This window comes from Epilithonimonas lactis (assembly GCF_900110605.1).
Lineage (GTDB): Bacteria > Bacteroidota > Bacteroidia > Flavobacteriales > Weeksellaceae > Epilithonimonas > Epilithonimonas lactis.
The window spans coordinates 120,751-137,489 of the sequence record NZ_FOFI01000001.1; the positions used below are offsets into that span (position 1 = coordinate 120,751).

The 16,739-nt window shown below is 36.4% G+C and carries 18 protein-coding genes; 10 read left to right on the forward strand and 8 right to left on the reverse strand.

Annotated features, from left to right (window positions below; genetic code table 11):
• Positions 1–6: 6 nt before the first annotated feature.
• From accB to pdxA, 4 genes are all read right to left on the reverse strand, one after another.
• Positions 7–483: an acetyl-CoA carboxylase biotin carboxyl carrier protein gene (accB, locus tag BMW39_RS00550; RefSeq protein WP_034976366.1), complete on the reverse strand. Its 477-nt coding sequence runs from the start codon at positions 481–483 to the stop codon at positions 7–9.
• Between the two features lie 103 nt (positions 484–586).
• Complete coding sequence (gene rpmF, locus BMW39_RS00555) at positions 587–790, reverse strand: 50S ribosomal protein L32 (RefSeq protein WP_028121219.1); 204 nt, start codon at positions 788–790, stop codon at positions 587–589.
• 46 nt (positions 791–836) lie between these two features.
• Positions 837–1,364, reverse strand: coding sequence for a YceD family protein (locus BMW39_RS00560; protein ID WP_034977757.1), 528 nt, complete (start codon positions 1,362–1,364; stop codon positions 837–839).
• Positions 1,365–1,486: 122 nt separating this feature from the next.
• On the reverse strand, positions 1,487–2,572 hold the full coding sequence (gene pdxA, locus BMW39_RS00565) for a 4-hydroxythreonine-4-phosphate dehydrogenase PdxA (protein ID WP_034976368.1): 1,086 nt from the start codon (positions 2,570–2,572) through the stop codon (positions 1,487–1,489).
• A 230-nt stretch (positions 2,573–2,802) separates the two neighbouring features.
• Here pdxA and BMW39_RS00570 point away from each other — a divergent pair, with 230 nt between their 5' ends.
• Genes BMW39_RS00570 through BMW39_RS00580 form a run of 3 tightly spaced genes read left to right on the forward strand, consistent with a single transcriptional unit; the run spans position 2,803 to position 5,551 of the window.
• Entirely contained in the window at positions 2,803–3,402 is a 600-nt protein-coding gene (locus BMW39_RS00570; RefSeq protein WP_034976370.1) for a riboflavin synthase, read from the forward strand.
• Positions 3,389–4,843, forward strand: coding sequence for a sensor histidine kinase (locus tag BMW39_RS00575; protein ID WP_034976372.1), 1,455 nt, complete (start codon positions 3,389–3,391; stop codon positions 4,841–4,843). The genes BMW39_RS00570 and BMW39_RS00575 overlap by 14 nt, the downstream gene beginning before the upstream one ends.
• A 3-nt stretch (positions 4,844–4,846) precedes the next feature.
• Positions 4,847–5,551, forward strand: a complete 705-nt coding sequence (locus BMW39_RS00580; RefSeq protein WP_034976374.1) for a tRNA1(Val) (adenine(37)-N6)-methyltransferase — start codon at positions 4,847–4,849, stop codon at positions 5,549–5,551.
• 66 nt (positions 5,552–5,617) lie between these two features.
• Here BMW39_RS00580 and BMW39_RS00585 read toward each other — a convergent pair whose 3' ends face one another.
• A complete protein-coding gene (locus BMW39_RS00585; RefSeq protein WP_034969772.1) occupies positions 5,618–6,328 on the reverse strand; it encodes a cell division ATP-binding protein FtsE in 711 nt (236 codons plus the stop codon).
• 165 nt (positions 6,329–6,493) lie between these two features.
• Positions 6,494–6,652, reverse strand: coding sequence for a 50S ribosomal protein L34 (rpmH, locus tag BMW39_RS00590; RefSeq protein ID WP_039365072.1), 159 nt, complete (start codon positions 6,650–6,652; stop codon positions 6,494–6,496).
• Positions 6,653–7,077: 425 nt separating this feature from the next.
• Here rpmH and BMW39_RS00600 point away from each other — a divergent pair, with 425 nt between their 5' ends.
• A complete protein-coding gene (locus BMW39_RS00600; protein WP_034976378.1) occupies positions 7,078–8,337 on the forward strand; it encodes a 3-deoxy-D-manno-octulosonic acid transferase in 1,260 nt (419 codons plus the stop codon).
• Positions 8,338–8,440: 103 nt separating this feature from the next.
• Here the strand turns inward: BMW39_RS00600 and BMW39_RS00605 are convergent, their stop codons facing one another.
• Together BMW39_RS00605 and BMW39_RS00610 are read right to left on the reverse strand one after the other, a co-directional pair.
• Positions 8,441–9,067 (reverse strand): hypothetical protein, encoded by a 627-nt coding sequence (locus tag BMW39_RS00605; protein ID WP_034976380.1) that lies wholly within the window; start codon positions 9,065–9,067, stop codon positions 8,441–8,443.
• Positions 9,067–9,819: a glycosyltransferase family 2 protein gene (locus BMW39_RS00610; protein ID WP_034976382.1), complete on the reverse strand. Its 753-nt coding sequence runs from the start codon at positions 9,817–9,819 to the stop codon at positions 9,067–9,069. Before BMW39_RS00610 ends, BMW39_RS00605 begins: the two co-directional genes overlap by 1 nt.
• A gap of 437 nt (positions 9,820–10,256) precedes the next feature.
• On the opposite strand from BMW39_RS00610, the gene BMW39_RS00615 reads away from it, so the two are divergent.
• The 6 genes from BMW39_RS00615 (at position 10,257) to BMW39_RS00640 (ending at position 16,738) form a co-directional block, all read left to right on the forward strand.
• Positions 10,257–13,241, forward strand: a complete 2,985-nt coding sequence (locus BMW39_RS00615) for a leucine--tRNA ligase (RefSeq protein WP_034976383.1) — start codon at positions 10,257–10,259, stop codon at positions 13,239–13,241.
• Between the two features lie 294 nt (positions 13,242–13,535).
• Positions 13,536–14,399, forward strand: a complete 864-nt coding sequence (locus BMW39_RS00620) for a MotA/TolQ/ExbB proton channel family protein (protein WP_034976385.1) — start codon at positions 13,536–13,538, stop codon at positions 14,397–14,399.
• 68 nt (positions 14,400–14,467) lie between these two features.
• Positions 14,468–15,073, forward strand: coding sequence for an ExbD/TolR family protein (locus BMW39_RS00625; protein ID WP_034976387.1), 606 nt, complete (start codon positions 14,468–14,470; stop codon positions 15,071–15,073).
• Between the two features lie 8 nt (positions 15,074–15,081).
• Positions 15,082–15,621, forward strand: coding sequence for an ExbD/TolR family protein (locus BMW39_RS00630; RefSeq protein ID WP_034976389.1), 540 nt, complete (start codon positions 15,082–15,084; stop codon positions 15,619–15,621).
• Positions 15,622–15,655: 34 nt separating this feature from the next.
• Positions 15,656–16,480, forward strand: a complete 825-nt coding sequence (locus BMW39_RS00635; protein ID WP_034976391.1) for an energy transducer TonB — start codon at positions 15,656–15,658, stop codon at positions 16,478–16,480.
• A gap of 72 nt (positions 16,481–16,552) precedes the next feature.
• On the forward strand, positions 16,553–16,738 hold the full coding sequence (locus tag BMW39_RS00640) for a hypothetical protein (RefSeq protein ID WP_034976393.1): 186 nt from the start codon (positions 16,553–16,555) through the stop codon (positions 16,736–16,738).
• Position 16,739: the final 1 nt, after the last annotated feature.

Sequence of the window (16,739 nt, forward strand, 5' to 3'; positions counted from 1 at the left end):
ATTATATTAAGAAGGGTCTACTAAAAATAATGGTTGATCATATTCTACAGGAGAAGCATCTTCTACCAAGATTTTCACGATTTTTCCGCTAACTTCTGATTCGATCTGGTTGAAAAGCTTCATCGCTTCGATCACACAAACTACTTTTCCTTCTGTTACAGAATCGCCTACGTTTGCAAAAACCTCTTTGTCTGGAGATGGTTTTCTATAGAAAGTCCCGATCATCGGAGATTTGATAGTAATATATTTGCTGTCATCGGCAGCATTTGCTGCTTCAGAATTATCGTTAGAAGCAGAAACTGGACTTGCAGCCGGTGCAGAAAAAGGAGTTTGATAAGAAACTTGTGGTGTTACATAGCTTACAGGCTCGCCTCCAAGTGGTGTTTTGATGTAGATTTCGAAGTCTTTATTTTTATATTTCACTTCGGAAACTCCTGCTTTTGCTACAAATCTTACAAGATTCTGAATGTCTTTTATATCCATAAAATTTTAAATGTTTTGAACGCCAAATATAATAAAAAACCACCCAAATTAATAAAATCCGAGTGGTTTTTTATGCTAAGTATAAGATTATCAAAGATAATTCTTAGTTTTCTTCTATAGTTTCTACAGTTTTCTCTACTACAACTTTTCCTCTGTAATAAAGTTTTCCTTCGTGCCAGTGCGCTCTGTGGTATAGGTGCATTTCGCCAGACGTTGCGTCTTTAGCCAATTGAGGAACTACAGCTTTGTAGTGTGTTCTTCTTTTATCTCTTCTTGTAGACGACTGTCTTCTTTTAGGATGTGCCATTTGTTAGTACTTTTTAAAAAATTCTTTCGAATTATATTGTTATTTCTTAATTGTTATCTTTTAATTTCTTCAAAGCTGCCCATCGTGGGTCAACTTGTTCATCTTCTTCCTCGATTATTTTTGGACTGTATTTATCTAAAAGATTCTGATATTCATCATTGTCTTTTACAGAAGGTGCTACTTTCTTCATTGGAATTGATAAAACCACTGTTTCGTAGATAAGGTTTGCAATGTTGAAATCGCTGTCTTTTCTGTTGATGGTAATCACATCCTCGTTGCTGTCATCGTATTCTTCTCCAAATTTCACAAGAACTTTCAAGTCATTTTCTATGTTTTCGGAAAATTCATCATTGCTAATGTCGCAAATCAATTGAACCGTTCCTGAAACTTTGAATATGAATTCCAAAAATGTAGTATGCTTGTCCAAAAGAACATTTACACTGATTTCCGGGTTGAAAAACTCTTGTTCAGTCTCAAATAAATCAAAGAACTCCTGATTGATCTCGTAATTGAAATCGTGCTTTCCAGCTTTTAAGCCTACAAAAGCAATGTCGTAGTTTCTAAATCTGTCCATAAAAATGGTTTGCAAAAATAATTTAATTTTTTCAAATAACAAAATATTTTTTGGAAATACTTGAATTGCAAAAAATTAGTCCTCCAAAAACTTATTTTAATGTCTCAATTTTGAAGAAAGTTTTAGCTTTCTTTTGGTAAATCTTCGTCTACTCCGTGGTTTGCGTGTGTAGCTTTCGGGCGGAGGCGATGCGCTCTCAATTCCTGATATTCGTCTCGGCTTTTGAAAATATCGATGGCTGTAAAAATTGCTTCGGAAAATGAAGTCTCATCTGCGATATTTTTCCCCGCAATATCATAGGCAACGCCGTGGTCCGGCGAAGTTCTGATAAAAGGCAAGCCAGCAGTGTAGTTCACGCCTTCTTCGTAAGCAATCGTTTTGAACGGCGCCAAACCTTGGTCGTGATACATTGCCAAAACAGCGTCGAATGCTTTATATTTCTCTGGTTGGAAGAAACTGTCTGCCGGATAAGGACCGAAAGCCATAATGCCTTCGTTAAATAAATCCTGAATCGCAGGCTGAATGATTTCTATTTCTTCTTTACCGATAACGCCACCGTCGCCAGCATGAGGATTGAGTCCGAGAACGGCGATTTTTGGTTTTTCTACGCAGAAATCTTCTTTCAATGTAGCAACCAATTGTTTCACTTGTTTTTTGATATTGTCTTTCGTTATGTGATTTACAATGTCCGAAACCGGAATGTGATGCGTGGAAACAGCAACTTTCAAACCTTCGCTGACCATAAACATTACGGCTTTTTTGCCTGCTTTTTCCTCGAAGTATCCGGTGTGGCCTGCGTGAGCAAAACCATATTTCATCATTTCGTCTTTGTTGATTGGCGCTGTTACAAGAACGTCGATGTCTTTGTTTAATAGCGCTTCTGTTGCTGAGTTCAATGAGTCGATGGCCATTTTTGTGGATTCTTCCGTCGGGACACCAAATTCTATATTGCTGTTCTCCTTGGTCAGATTCACCATATTGATCTTCCCCGCCTGAGCTTCTTTCGCTTCGTTGATGTAATTGAAATTGGTCTGAAGTTTAAAAACATTTTTCTGATAAGTGAACAATTTTCCTGAACCAAAGATGACGGGCGTAAAAAAGTCTGTGATGGATTTATCTTTCAGAGATTTGAGGATGATTTCCGGACCGATTCCGTTGAAATCGCCGATTGAAATTCCTACTCTGATTTTATGGTGTTTGGAGCTCATTTGTTTATCTTTGATATTTATAAAGAATTTACAAAATTACAATTTTTTAGGTAGTTTTTCTTATGAAACGGATGTTAATTTAAATGGCTAAAGTTTCTACGGATGACAAAGCCCATAGCCCCGATTGCAACGGCATCCTTTTTCTGCGGTGGCTTGAAAAAAGCGATGGCGAAAAAGATATAGTGGAAAGCGGGATTAAGCTCCTAAAAATTTAAAAATATTAAGAAAGAATGTTTACAGGAATCATTGAAGCTACGGGAAAAGTAGAAAAAATTGACAGAAACGAAAGTAATATAGATTTTACGCTGAGCGGACCTTTCACTCAGGAGCTGAAAATCGACCAAAGTCTGGCTCATAACGGCTGTTGTTTGACAGTTGTTGAAATTACGGAGAATACTTATAAAGTGACAGCCATCAACGAAACGCTGGAGAAAACCAATCTTAATTTTTGGAATGTGGGCACGGAAGTCAATTTGGAACGTTGTTTGCGCTTCGAAGGAAGACTGGACGGACACATCGTGCAAGGTCACGTGGACAAAACGGGAACTGTGGAAAGCATCGAAAATCAGGACGGAAGTTATTTCATTACCATCAATTACGACGAATCTGCGGAATATACAACTGTTCCGCAAGGCTCGATTACGGTGAATGGAATCAGCTTGACTGTTGCTGAGAGCGGAGACGGGAAGTTTTCTGTGGCGATAATTCCGTACACCTGGGAGTTCACGAATATGAAAAACCTGCAGAAAGACGATGTGGTAAATCTGGAATTCGATATTATCGGAAAGTACGTTGCCAAACTATTGAAAAAACAGAATGCCATTAAGTGATTATAAAGGTTACCGATTAAGAAACAGGGTTTTCATCGGCTTTCTCACAATTTGTATCTTGAGTGTTGTCACTTCGGCGGCTTTGTCTTTCGTAATTCTTCGGGACAATGCGAAGATGGTGAGCAAGACCGATATGCAGAATAAATCTCAGGCGCTGATGGCATCTTTGGATTATGCGCTTAGTCATTCTCAGGTTCAGACCTATGATATTCCGAAGGTTTTGGAGAACGAAATCTACGAGATTGCGGATATCAACAAGCACGATATTATCATTTATGACCTGAAAGGAAATTATCTCCTCTCCAACAAAGACCCAAATCTTGTGGAGCAAAAGAAAATGCCTGCCAATGTCCTGAATGAAATACGCAAAAACGGAAAACAATACGACGACAAATCCTATGACGAGAAATTGGACGCGAGTATCGTCTCTTCTTATATGGTTCTGAAAAACAATATGCTGGAAGATATTGGCTATATCTATTTTCCGTATTATCACAACGAGAGCGCTTATATGGAAGTTTTCAAGCATTACTTTGCTTATATTATTGGCGTTAATATTTTGATTATCATTTTCAGTATTTGGCTCAGTTGGATTATTTCCAACAATTTGACGGAAGCTATTGTCAGGTTTACATCGATGATTAGCAGGATTAATTTGTTTGATAAAAATCTGCAACCCATCAAATATTATAAAAATGATGAGCTGAATGCCTTGGTGAAAGCTTATAATAAAATGATTGCCGAAATTGCCGACCAGCGCGAACGATTAAGCTACATCGAAAAGCAATCCGCCTGGCAGGAAATGGCTAAGCAGGTTGCTCACGAAGTCAAAAATCCGTTGACACCGATGAAGTTGATGATGCAAAACTTCGAGAGAAAGTTTGATCCGAACGACCCGAATATTACCAATAAAGTTAAGAATCTAAGTGAGATTGTCATCGGTCAAATCGATGTTATCAGCAGAGTAGCGAGTGCGTTTTCTCAATTTGCACAGTTGCCGGAGAAAACGGATGAGGAGATTTCTTTGAATAAGGAAGTTCGGAATTCACTCACGATTTTCAGTGACGAAAATATTTTTGTCCACGCCAATCACGATGATATCCGGATGAAAATCGATAAAGATTATCTGACCAGGATCATCACCAATCTTGTTACCAACGCCAGTCAGGCAAAGTCCGATGATAGAAAATCCGTCATCAACGTTGACCTCGAGAAAATCGAAAAGCGAATCAAAATTACCGTTCAGGATAATGGAGTTGGGATTCCGACTGATAAACTCGATAGAATTTTTGACCCGAATTTCACTTCCAAAAATAGCGGAATGGGAATTGGACTGACGATGGTAAAACGAATGGTGGAAGATTATAACGGCACAATCACAGTCGTTTCCGAAGTTGACAAAGGCGCGACTTTCACGATTTCTATGCCTTCCAATTTATAATTAATGAAACCTTTCCGATTTCAACAATTTGATATTCAACAAAACGCTGACGTTTTCCGAGTGGGGACAGATGCAGTTTTGCTCGGCGCTTTAGCTAATGTTTCCGAAGCGAAGAAAGTTTTGGAAATAGGTACAGGAACCGGAATTATTTCATTAATGATAGCTCAAAGAAATCCAGAAGCGCAGATTTTAGCCATCGATATTAATTCCGAAGCGGTCAATATTTCTCAAACCAATTTCATAAATTCTCCTTTTTCTGAACGACTCAAAAGTCAACTTCACGATTTGAAAAACTTTGAAACTGAAGAAAAGTTTGATGTCATTATTTCAAATCCGCCTTATTTTGAAATCAATAATTCCGAGAAAGATATTTTGGCAAGACAAAGATTGGAATTGAATTTTTCTGATTTAATTAAAAAATCAAGTCAATTGCTTTCCGAAAATGGTTTATTTTCAATCATTATTCCAATCGATTCTGAAAAGGAATTCAATCAAATTTGTTCTAACAATAATTTATTTCTCCAAAGAAAAGTCATTATTAAAGGCATAAAAACCTCGGAACCGAAACGTTTAGTTTTAGAATATTCATTTAAAAATTCAGAAGCTAAAATAGAAAACTTCGTCATAGAAAAAGCGCCAAGAATTTATTCCGACGAATATCTTGAACTGACAAAAGACTTCCATCAATTCACAAAAAAACCTCTCTGAAATTTTCAGAAAGGTTCTATATTTTAAAAACATTAGAATCTAAATTCTAATCTCTAACTTCTATAATTATTCAAAAAGTTCCGCTGTATCCAAAACAGAAACCTGTCCATTCTCGCAACGGATCGCTTCTCCAGGATAATTCTGGATCATATGGTAATCGTGCGTCGCCATCACCACTGCGCAATGGTTTTCTTCCGCAAGATTCTTTAGCAGCGTCATAATATCGTTTGAAGTTTCCGGGTCAAGATTCCCAGTCGGCTCATCTGCAAGGATTAATTCTGGATGGTTTAACAAAGCTCTCGCAATTGCAGCACGCTGTTGCTCACCTCCGGAAAGTTGATGCGGCATTTTGTGCTTTTTGGTTTTCATCCCAACACTGGACAGAACTTCGTCAATTCTCGCTTCCATTTTCAATTTGTCTTTCCAGCCAGTCGCCTGTAAAACAAAAAGAAGGTTTTTCTCAATGTTTCTGTCTGGTAAAAGCTGAAAATCCTGGAAAACGATTCCCAATTTTCTTCTCAAATTTGGAACTTCAGATTGCTTCAATTTCTTCAAATCAAAACCTGCAACCTGTCCGCTTCCACCTTGTAGAGGTAATTGTCCGTAAAGCACTTTCAAAAGAGAACTCTTTCCAGAGCCAGTTTTTCCGATTAGGTAGCAGAATTTACCTTTCTTGATATGAAGGTCGACATCATTCAAGACTGTGAAGTTTTTCTGAACAATCTTAGCGTTGCTCAAATCTATAATATCTACTCCCGGGTCGTTTCTGTGCGGCATAATTGCAATAATTGATAAGTTATAATTGATAAATGATTAAACAAATCATCAATTCAAAAATAATAAAAACATCTTGTAATGCTTCTATTTTTGGGAAATTTTAACAACAAAAAATGTCTGAAACAATGTCCAGACACTTTTTGTATATGATAATTTTTGAAGAAATTATCTCTTAGCGCGCGCAGCACTAACAGTTAAGCTCTTTCTGCCTTTCGCTCTTCTAGCTGCCAACACCCGTCTTCCGTTTGGTGTAGACATTCTTTCACGGAAACCGTGTTTGTTTCTTCTTTTTCTCTCAGATGGTTGGAATGTTCTTTTACTCATCACTAATATATTTAGTTCGTAATTACTATTAAATTTTCAGATTGCAAATATACAGCTTTTATTTTGCGTCGCAAGTATTTGAAAACTTTTTTACAATAATTTTCAACAACTTATAATTTGACAGATTTGAATTTACAGGAATAATGATTTGGGCAGCTTTTGACATTCGTCGAATAGCTAGTTGTTATTTTTTATGGCAGCTATTTCCGCCTTCCACTCCCGCTATTTTTGCCACCGCTTTTTCAGTCACAAAAAATGAGCTCCGTTCAAGTCGGGCTGCAGATTCCAGCTTCGAATCAACATTTGTCATATAAATACATCTTTTGTCATTCTGAAAGAATCCCAATAGTTTTGATTCTTTCAAAATGACAAAATTACGGTTTAATAATTTTCTAATCCTTAGATTTGCGACAGAAAAATAAAAGATGAAATCTCTATACAATCTTTTCGTCCGCTTGATGATTTTCGGGATGAAGGTCTTTGCACTCATCGATGGCAAAACCAAAAAAGGAATCCGAGGCAGAAAACAGTCTTTGGAAATTGTAAGAAATGCTTTTTCCCGCGAAGATAAAGTCCTGTGGATGCATGCTTCCAGCTTAGGTGAATACGAACAGGGTTTACCGGTTCTCGAGAAACTGAAGGAATATTTTCCGGATTATAAAGTGTTAATCACGTTCTTTTCACCTTCCGGTTATGAAAATGTGAAGAAGAAAAAACATATGGCGGACGCAATTTGTTATTTGCCTTTTGATAAAAATAAAGAAATTCAGGAATTTGTTTCCAGCTTTGATTGTCAGATTTTCTTCACAGTGAAATATGATTATTGGTATAATCTACTGAGCGAACTGAAAAACGGAGGAACAAAAATCTATGTGATCTCCGCATTGTTTTACGAACATCAGATATTCTTTGAAAACTATGGCAAATGGTTCGCAAAACAACTGAAACATAATATCGATTGGTTTTTTCATCAGACCATCAAGTCTTCCGCTTTGGCAAAAAATATCGGATTGGTCAATTCCTCCGTTTCCGGCGATACAAGGTTTGACCGCGTGAAACAGTTTTTGGAAAGAGACAATCATCTCGATTTTATTGAAGAGTTTAAAGGCAGTCAGAAATTGATTGTGTTCGGAAGTTCTTGGCAAACTGAGGAAGATATCGCCCAACTTTTGGTCAAAAAACTTCCTGAAACCAAATTTGCCATCGCACCTCACGATTTGCATCGCATTCCGCATTTGTTAAAATTATTTCCGAACGCCATTCTTTACAGTTCACTTTCGAATTCTCCAACGCTTCAAACTTCGAATTATCAAATTCTCATCATCGACAGTATTGGAAAGCTTTCCAAATTGTATTCTTATGCTGATTTGGCGGTTGTTGGCGGCGGATTTCATTCGGCAGGATTGCACAATATTCTGGAAGCGGCGGTTTATTCGGTTCCGGTAATTTTTGGAAATCAATACAAGAAAAATCCGGAAGCAGATAATTTGGTTGCAGCCAAAGGCGGAAAACACTTTGACGATTTTGTGACCGCAGCTGCTTTCATCGAGGAAGTGATGAAAAAAGATTTGACTACCGAAGAAGGTGAAGTTTCTTACCTGAAAGAAATGTCGAAAAATGCTGGCGATTTTGTAGAGTCTCAGCCAAATTCTACGGAGATTATTTTGAAGAAAATATTGATTTAAACACAAGGTTCACAAAGTTTTTACACAAGGTTTGCTATTTTCATTTCCTCAAAAGCTTAATTGTGTTCTTTGTGAAGAGCTTGGTGTCTTTGTGATTAAAATATTACCTCAAAAATCCCTCACTCTTAATTCCCTTCACAATCAATTCAAAATGGTCGGGAATGTTTTCGCATTTCCGCCAGTTGAAATCTAAACCATTATTAATGCAAAGTTTTTGGAAATAAATATTACCATCGATTTTTTCATTGAGGTTTTCCAAAAATTCATCGATTTCCATCCAATAATCTTCATCCAGTTTTTTGGTCAAGGTCAACGCTTTGAAGATTTTGTTGATGAGATAAATATAGAGTTTGTAGACGTTGTCAAATCTTTGTGTTCCAAGTTTTTCGTTGTATTCTAAGATTTCATTGATTAAAAATAAATTCAAAGAAACGTCACCAAATTTATCAGTTGTGATTTTCACGTGTTCCGTGATTTCTGCACTTATTTTTCTGACAAGAACGAGGAAATATTTTTGATTTGCAATATATTTTGAAGCTAACGAAACTTTTTCATGAATGATTTCTTCCATTGCATCTCGCTTGTCATCAACGGTTTCAAGGTCAATCAATTCGAAATAGAGTTTCTTGGAAAGCAATTTGTCTTTCTTCAACAATCGGAAAATCAATTTGTCTTTTTCGGCCGGCGAAAATTCGCTCAAAGCCTGCTTGAATTCTTTTGAATATTCCATTAATTGAAGATTTTTGAATATTTGATAAAACCGTTAAACGCCCAATTCGCTGTGTAATACAACGATTTTACAGTCGAGAATTTCATATAATCTTTGTAAACCAAATATTGGTCTTTCATAATGTTTGATTTGTTTCGGGAAACGCTGTTTGGCAACATTCTGTATTTTGATAAGGTTTTTTTTAAAGGTTTTCCTTGCGGGATTTTCTTCAAAAGTTCCAGCCACATCACGTGGTCTTCGCGTTTTGTGCCTTCTGGAAAATAGAATTTTCCCACTCTTTTGGAATCGTACATCGAAGCTAAAAGAGATAATCTGCAGGTTTTCAAAAGATTATTAAAATTGACAATCGTGTCTGCTTCAAAATCGCCTAAAACCGGATTCAGATTTTCATCGCAACGGGAATAAGTGGAGTAGGCCAGTTCTGCATTCTCGGATTTCATAAAGTTGACCATTTCTTCGAGGAAATTCGATTCCCAAAAATCATCGGCATCCAGAAATGTGATAAATCTTCCGGTAGCATTTTCCAAAGAAATATTTCTTGCGTGTCCTGCGCCGCCATTTTTCTTCGCTTTGAAAACTTTGATTCTTGGGTCATTTTGTTCTTCCAGAATCTCTACGGAATTGTCTGTGGAACAATCATCAGTAATCAGCCATTCCCAATCTTTGAAAGTTTGATTGAGGACAGAATTGATGGTTTCATCCAAATATTTTGAAGAATTGTAACTCGGTGTGATGATAGAAATTTCCGGCACTTTCGATTTTTTACAAAGATAAAGATATAGACTTTAAGATAATGATTTTGCAGATAATAGACTTTTGGTAATGAAAACACTTTGACTCCGCTCAGTGTGACATCTCTAATACTAACGGGTTTTTGAAGTTGTCAGTGTGAGCGGAGTCAAAGACTTTATCTTTTATATGCTTCACTTCTTTTTGAATGACAAATGTTGATTCGAAGCTGGAATCTGCGCCCCGACTTGAGTGGAAATCCTTTTTTGCTTTGACTTCAAGTTCTATTGAAACTGAAAACGTCTGCAAAAAAGATTGGGAACGGAAGGCGGAAAAAGGTGCCCAAATAATTATTATTGTGGAAAAGTGAATCCGAAAATTTAAAATTGTCTATTTATTTCAAAATCTTAACTTTGTGAATCTTAAAAAAATTATTCATTACTAATTCTTACTTTATAGAATGTTTTACGACCATCAGCAGATAGAAAAAAAGTGGCAGAAATACTGGGAAGACAACCAAACTTACAAGACTTCCGACTCAACCGATAAACCGAAATTCTACGTCCTCGATATGTTTCCATATCCTTCCGGAGCGGGACTTCACGTGGGTCATCCGCTGGGATACATCGCATCGGATATCTATGCGAGATTCAAAAGACATCAGGGTTTCAACGTGTTGCATCCTGTTGGTTATGACAGTTTTGGACTTCCTGCTGAGCAATATGCGATACAAACCGGAACGCATCCTGCAATTACGACTGAACAAAATATCACGAGATACGAGGAGCAATTAAGAAAAATCGGTTTTTCATTTGACTGGAGCAGGGAAGTGAGAACTTCGGACGCTTCTTATTATAAATGGACGCAATGGATTTTCATTCAATTGTTTCACTCTTGGTACAATACAGATACAGACAAGGCTGAATCTATCGAAACTTTGATCAAACATTTTGATGAAAAAGGAACAGAAGGTTTGAATGCCAATCAAAATGAGGAATTAAATTTCACTTCAGATGAATGGAAAAATAGTTCTGATATTAGAAAAGAAGAAATATTATTAAATTATCGTCTGGCTTTCCGTGCAGAAACAACTGTGAACTGGTGTCCAGCATTGGGAACCGTTTTGGCGAACGACGAAATCAAGGATGGAAAATCCGAACGAGGCGGTTATCCTGTTTTCCAAAAGAAAATGATGCAGTGGAGTATGAGGATTTCTGCATACTCGGAAAGATTGTTACAAGGTTTGAAAACTTTGGACTGGCCTCAACCTTTGAAAGATGCTCAGGAATATTGGATTGGAAAATCTCAAGGTGCGCAGGTAAGATTCTCAACTGAAAACGGAGAAACGATTGAAGTTTTTACAACCCGTCCCGACACGATTTTCGGAGCAACCTTTATGGTTTTGGCACCGGAAAATCCTTTGGTTCAAAATTTAACAACAAGTGAGCAAAAAGTTGAAGTTAATAATTATATAGAAGAAACTTCCAAAAAAACAGAACGTGATAGAATGGCTGACGTGAAAAACGTGAGTGGTGCTTTCACGGGAAGTTATGGCATCAATCCATTTACTGGGAAGAATATTCCAGTTTATATTTCGGATTATGTGTTGATGGGTTACGGAACTGGTGCTGTAATGGCTGTCCCTGCGCACGACGAACGTGACCATAGATTTGCTAAGAAATTTAATCTGGAAATCATCAAGGTTGTAGAGTCTGATGTGGATGTTCAGGAAGAAGCTTACGATTCTAAAGATTCGGTTTGTGTGAATTCTGATTTGCTGAATGGCCTTAATTATAAGGATGCAAAATCCAAAATAATTGCTGAAATCGAAAACCGAGGAATTGGTCACGGAACAACTAATTACAGACAGCGTGATGCGATTTTCTCCAGACAAAGATATTGGGGCGAGCCGGTTCCTATCTATTATAAGGATGGAATGCCGTACACTTTACCAAATTCCGCTTTGCCTTTGGAACTTCCTGAAGTCGAAAAATATCTACCAACAGAAGACGGCGACCCGCCATTAGGAAATGCAAAAACATTTGCGTGGGACGAAGCAAATCAGAAAGTGGTTGATACGGATTTGATTGATGATAAAACCGTTTTCCCATTAGAATTATCCACAATGCCAGGTTGGGCAGGAAGTTCGTGGTATTTCCTAAGATATATGGACCCGAATGATGACGAAGTTTTTGCTAAAAAAGAATTGACCGATTATTGGGGACAAGTTGATTTGTACATCGGAGGAAGCGAGCACGCAACCGGACATTTATTATATTCTCGTTTTTGGAATATGTTTTTGAAAGACAGAGGTTGTATTGAACAAAATGAGCCTTTCCAAAAGTTGATTAATCAAGGGATGATTTTGGGAATTATTGAAAGTTCATATAAAAGCCAACATAAATCAAATCATATTTATCAAGGGAAAAACATTTATCGAGTTTTTAATGATAGTGAAGAACTAGGAGATTTAATATTTGATAAAAAAGCAATCAAAGAAGGATTCAATATTCAAGTAACTGGAGATTGGTTGCAAAAACTTTCAGTTCCGATAGAATTTGTTAAAGATTATAATAATAATGAAAAGGAAGCTTACTTAAATGAGCAAGGGATTTTAGATTACATTGATTGGCAAACTTTTAAAAATCCTGTCTTTATAACTGTTGATGGATTCTATAAATTTTCTGAAAAGAAGTTTTATAACTGGGACGGTTCAGTGAAGAATATTGATGACATTAAATTTTTTACAGATAGTGAACAAGGAAAAATGTCCAAATCAAAATACAATGTCGTCAACCCTGATGATATTTGTAATGAATATGGAGCAGACGGTTTAAGATTGTATGAAATGTTCCTTGGTCCATTGGAACAATCAAAGCCTTGGAACACGCAAGGTCTTAGCGGAGTCTATGGTTTCTTGAAGAAATTCTGGAACTTGTATTTCAATGGTGATACGTTTGAAGTTTCAGATGAAGAGCCGACAAAAGCGGAATTCAAGATTCTTCATACTTTAATCAAGAAAGTGCTTTTTGATATCGAGAATTTTTCTTTCAATACCTCAGTGTCGTCATTTATGATAGCAGTCAATGAGTTACAGAAATTGAAATGTAATAAGAGAGCGATTCTGGAGCCATTGGCAATAATAATCTCACCTTATGCGCCACACATCTGCGAAGAGGTATGGAATTTGCTGGGAAATAATTCGTCTATAGAGTTCGAGAAGTTTCCAATTCTCGATGAAGCTTATCTAGTAGAAGATGAGATAGATTACCCAGTAAGTTTTAACGGAAAAATGAAATTCAAAATTAAATTGGCTTCTGATTTACAAAAGGACGAAGTTGAAAAAATAATTTTGGAGAATCAGGATGCAAAAAGATACTTGGAAGGCAAAACGGTGAAAAATTTCATCTTTGTTCCCAAGAAAATCATTAATATTGTCTCATAAGTAAGCAATGAAATGGGGCGTTTTTAAAATTTAACAAAAATTTATTATATATTATAAATGTAATTATTGAATCGGAAAACATAAAAATAATTCACAATTTTTGGTTATATTTTATAATGTTTGGAAAGATTGATAATAAATTGATAAAAAATAAGTTTAATTTTAATAATATACGAATGCGGTCTCGATTGCATTGACAAAAAAAACAAAAAGTAACATTATTTAGTTTGCATTTTTAAATAATTTGACTTTATTTTACAGAATAAAATTTAACAATTATAATTTAGTTTTAATATGGAAATGAATGTTTCAAACACAGACGAGCAAGTAGTTGCTAGAAAAAAGGGAGGTCTTAATCCTGCGGTAATTATACCAATTTTATTCGCTATTGGTATTGCAATCTTTTTATTTGTATTAGGTAACCCATCTAACTTTCAGGAGGATGCGCGTACTGCCGGTACAGCTTCAGTAGCTTTTGCTGATATCAAAGGGACGGAGTTACATCCACACGGATTAGGAGTTATCTATATGGGAGGAGTTCTTGTTCCTGTTTTGATTACTTTTATGATCATCGTGATCGTTTTCTCTATCGAGAGAGCAATCGTTTTAAGCAAAGCTTCAGGAAACGGAAATGTTGATAATTTCGTTTTGAAAATCAGAAGTTTATTAAACAACAACAAAGTTGACGAGGCTCTTGAAGAGTGCGACAGACAGCAAGGTTCTATCGGAAACGTTGTGAAAGAAGGTCTTACGACTTACAAAGCTTTGGCTCACGACACAACTCTTGATAAAGAACAGAAAATGGCTGGTCTTAACAAAGCGATTGAAGAAGCTACAACTCTTGAAATGCCAATGTTGGAGAAAAATATGAACATTCTTTCTACACTAGGAACAGTTGCAACATTGGTAGCATTGTTGGGAACAGTACTAGGTATGATCCGTTCATTCCAGGCGTTAGGAGAAGCAGGTGGAACACCAGATGCTGCTGCACTATCAATTGGTATCTCTGAAGCATTGATGAATACAGCTTTAGGTATTGGTACTTCTGCAATCGCGATTATTCTTTATAACTATTTCACATCTAAAATTGATGGTTTGACTTACAAGATTGACGAAATCTCTATGAGCATCCAACAATCTTTTGCTGAATTTCATTAAGAAATTGAGCGTCTTATAAAATGTATTTTACATTTTAAATTTCATCAAATAGTTAAATAGACAAAACAATGGCGAGAATTAAACCAAAAAGACATGGTGTAGCTCTGGATATGACAGCAATGTGTGATGTGACATTTTTACTTCTTACATTCTTCATTATGACTACCCAGTTCAAAAAGCCCGATGTGGCACAGATAAAACCGCCTTCTTCTATATCAGAGAAAATACTTCCTGATGCAAGTCTAATGACAGTAAATGTTGATCCAAACGGTGTGTTTTATTTTCAACCCGTAGATAACGGTACAGAAAAATTACAGCTTTTGGACAAAATGGGAGCAAAGTATAATATGACTTTCACAAACCCAGAAAAAGTTGCGTTTGCAAAATTAGAATCAGTAGGAGTGCCAATGGGGCAGCTGAAAAGTTTTTTGAATCTGCCTGCAGAAAAACAAAAAGCTTACAAAGCGACGGAAGGAGTTCCGATGGATAGTACAAATAAACAATTGATTGATTGGGTACAGCAAAGTTTAGCAGTTAATCCTAACTACAAGTTAGCGATCAAAGGTGATGTAACTACAAAATACCCAAAAGTGAAAGGTTTATTTGAAGGTTTAAGAGATATTGATTTTCTTAAATTCTGGTTGATCACATCACAAGAAGCTAAAACAAATTAATTCGAGAAATGGCAGAAGTACAAGTAAAAGAGGATTCCGGGAAAGGCGGTAAGGTCCGCTCGAAAAAGCAGAATCCACGTGTAGATATGACACCGATGGTTGATTTGAATTTCTTGATGTTGATGTTCTTTATGTTCACCACAACATTTAGTAAACCAAATGTAATGGACCTTGGTCTTCCGGCAAAACCTAAGGATCCTAAACAACAGCCTGAAACAGAAATCAAATTGAATAATTCAATTTCTATCATTATAGGGAAAGATAACAAGATATTTTACCATCAGTTGGATCAAGCAGGTCTTAATGAGCAAACTCTTGTTGAAACCAATTTTGATAGAGAAGGTATTACGAAAGTAATAGAGAGAGCAAAAGCCGGAGCATCTGATAAAGAAAAGTTCACAGTAATTATCAAGCCAACGGACGATGCAGTATATAAAAACTTTGTAGACATTCTAGATGAAATGGCTATTACCAAAAACGAAAGATATGGGGTTACCGATATCAAACCGTGGGAAGAAGCTATTTACAAAAAGAAAGTAGGAGAATAGTTCCACTACAAGTATCATATTTAATAATATTAAAATGGCAGACGAAAATTTGAAGTACGATCTTTCTCTTGATGAGATTGTATTTGAAAATAGAAATAAAGAATACGGAGCATATGACCTTAGGACAAGATATCCCAATGTGCTTACAAAATCATTCTTAATTGGGACCGCTTTCTTTATCCTTCTTGCTGTATCTCCTTTGATCTATCTTAAGATTCAACAGATGAATGCTAAAGATAAAGTAGAAGTGGATGCAAACTTGGTTAATATTTTGGAAGAACAACCCATTTTAGAACAACCTAAGGAAGAAGAACCACCTCCACCACCTCCACCAAAAGAGGAAGAGAAACAGGAGGTAATTCAGAACGTAGTTCCGGAACCTAAGAAAGCTCCTAAGATCGAGACTCCACCGCCTCCAATTACAAAACAGTTGGAAACGACGACTGGTCTTAACAATCAAGAGGGTGTGAAAACACCAACTTACACGCCACCGCCCCCGCCCCCAGGAACTGGTAAAGTAGTGACAGCAGAGGTGAAGCCAGTGACTAATGAGGTTTACGAATCAGTAGATCAGGCAGCAGAATATCCTGGAGGTATCAATTCATTCAGAAATAAATTCCAGAATAATTTTGATTCAGGAAGTTTGGAAGGTGAAGGTACTTTGAAAACAGAAGTGACATTCGTTGTTGAAAAAGATGGATCTCTTACGCAAGTAAAAGCCTCTGGATCAAATTCTGACTTTAACAAGGAAGCGGAAGCGACCGTTAAAGGTTTGAAAACAAAATGGACTCCTGGTAAAGTTAACGGGCAACCGGTAAGATCTAGATTTAGATTCCCAGTTACAATGAATTTCCAATAGGGATTTAATTTGTAACGTATTATATAAAAGAGAAGTTGTTACAACTTCTCTTTTTTTTATTAAATTTGTGATATGTTTAATTGGCTTTCTTTGATAACAGGACTTTTCTACATCGTTTTAGGAATCGTTGTTATCGTATATAAATTCTTTATCGTTATTCTAGAACCTAATGTGGCCTATCCACTAGGCGGACTTCTTATAGCTTACGGGGTTTTCCGAATTGTACGAGCTATTCTCAGAATTAAAAGTGATAATTAAT

What these genes read in the sequence shown, in the direction of transcription:
- rpmF (WP_028121219.1), bottom strand. Translation starts at nt 790, where the DNA reads ATGGCACATCCTAAAAGAAGACAGTCGTCTACAAGAAGAGATAAAAGA.
- pdxA (WP_034976368.1), bottom strand. Translation starts at nt 2,572, where the DNA reads ATGAGCTCCAAACACCATAAAATCAGAGTAGGAATTTCAATCGGCGAT.
- BMW39_RS00605 (WP_034976380.1), bottom strand. Translation starts at nt 9,067, where the DNA reads ATGGAATATTCAAAAGAATTCAAGCAGGCTTTGAGCGAATTTTCGCCG.
- BMW39_RS00625 (WP_034976387.1), top strand. Translation starts at nt 14,468, where the DNA reads ATGGCGAGAATTAAACCAAAAAGACATGGTGTAGCTCTGGATATGACA.
- BMW39_RS00580 (WP_034976374.1), top strand. Translation starts at nt 4,847, where the DNA reads ATGAAACCTTTCCGATTTCAACAATTTGATATTCAACAAAACGCTGAC.
- BMW39_RS00615 (WP_034976383.1), top strand. Translation starts at nt 10,257, where the DNA reads ATGTTTTACGACCATCAGCAGATAGAAAAAAAGTGGCAGAAATACTGG.
- rpmH (WP_039365072.1), bottom strand. Translation starts at nt 6,652, where the DNA reads ATGAGTAAAAGAACATTCCAACCATCTGAGAGAAAAAGAAGAAACAAA.
- BMW39_RS00620 (WP_034976385.1), top strand. Translation starts at nt 13,536, where the DNA reads ATGGAAATGAATGTTTCAAACACAGACGAGCAAGTAGTTGCTAGAAAA.
- BMW39_RS00600 (WP_034976378.1), top strand. Translation starts at nt 7,078, where the DNA reads ATGAAATCTCTATACAATCTTTTCGTCCGCTTGATGATTTTCGGGATG.
- BMW39_RS00560 (WP_034977757.1), bottom strand. Translation starts at nt 1,364, where the DNA reads ATGGACAGATTTAGAAACTACGACATTGCTTTTGTAGGCTTAAAAGCT.
- BMW39_RS00630 (WP_034976389.1), top strand. Translation starts at nt 15,082, where the DNA reads ATGGCAGAAGTACAAGTAAAAGAGGATTCCGGGAAAGGCGGTAAGGTC.
- BMW39_RS00575 (WP_034976372.1), top strand. Translation starts at nt 3,389, where the DNA reads ATGCCATTAAGTGATTATAAAGGTTACCGATTAAGAAACAGGGTTTTC.
- BMW39_RS00570 (WP_034976370.1), top strand. Translation starts at nt 2,803, where the DNA reads ATGTTTACAGGAATCATTGAAGCTACGGGAAAAGTAGAAAAAATTGAC.
- accB (WP_034976366.1), bottom strand. Translation starts at nt 483, where the DNA reads ATGGATATAAAAGACATTCAGAATCTTGTAAGATTTGTAGCAAAAGCA.
- BMW39_RS00640 (WP_034976393.1), top strand. Translation starts at nt 16,553, where the DNA reads ATGTTTAATTGGCTTTCTTTGATAACAGGACTTTTCTACATCGTTTTA.
- BMW39_RS00585 (WP_034969772.1), bottom strand. Translation starts at nt 6,328, where the DNA reads ATGCCGCACAGAAACGACCCGGGAGTAGATATTATAGATTTGAGCAAC.
- BMW39_RS00635 (WP_034976391.1), top strand. Translation starts at nt 15,656, where the DNA reads ATGGCAGACGAAAATTTGAAGTACGATCTTTCTCTTGATGAGATTGTA.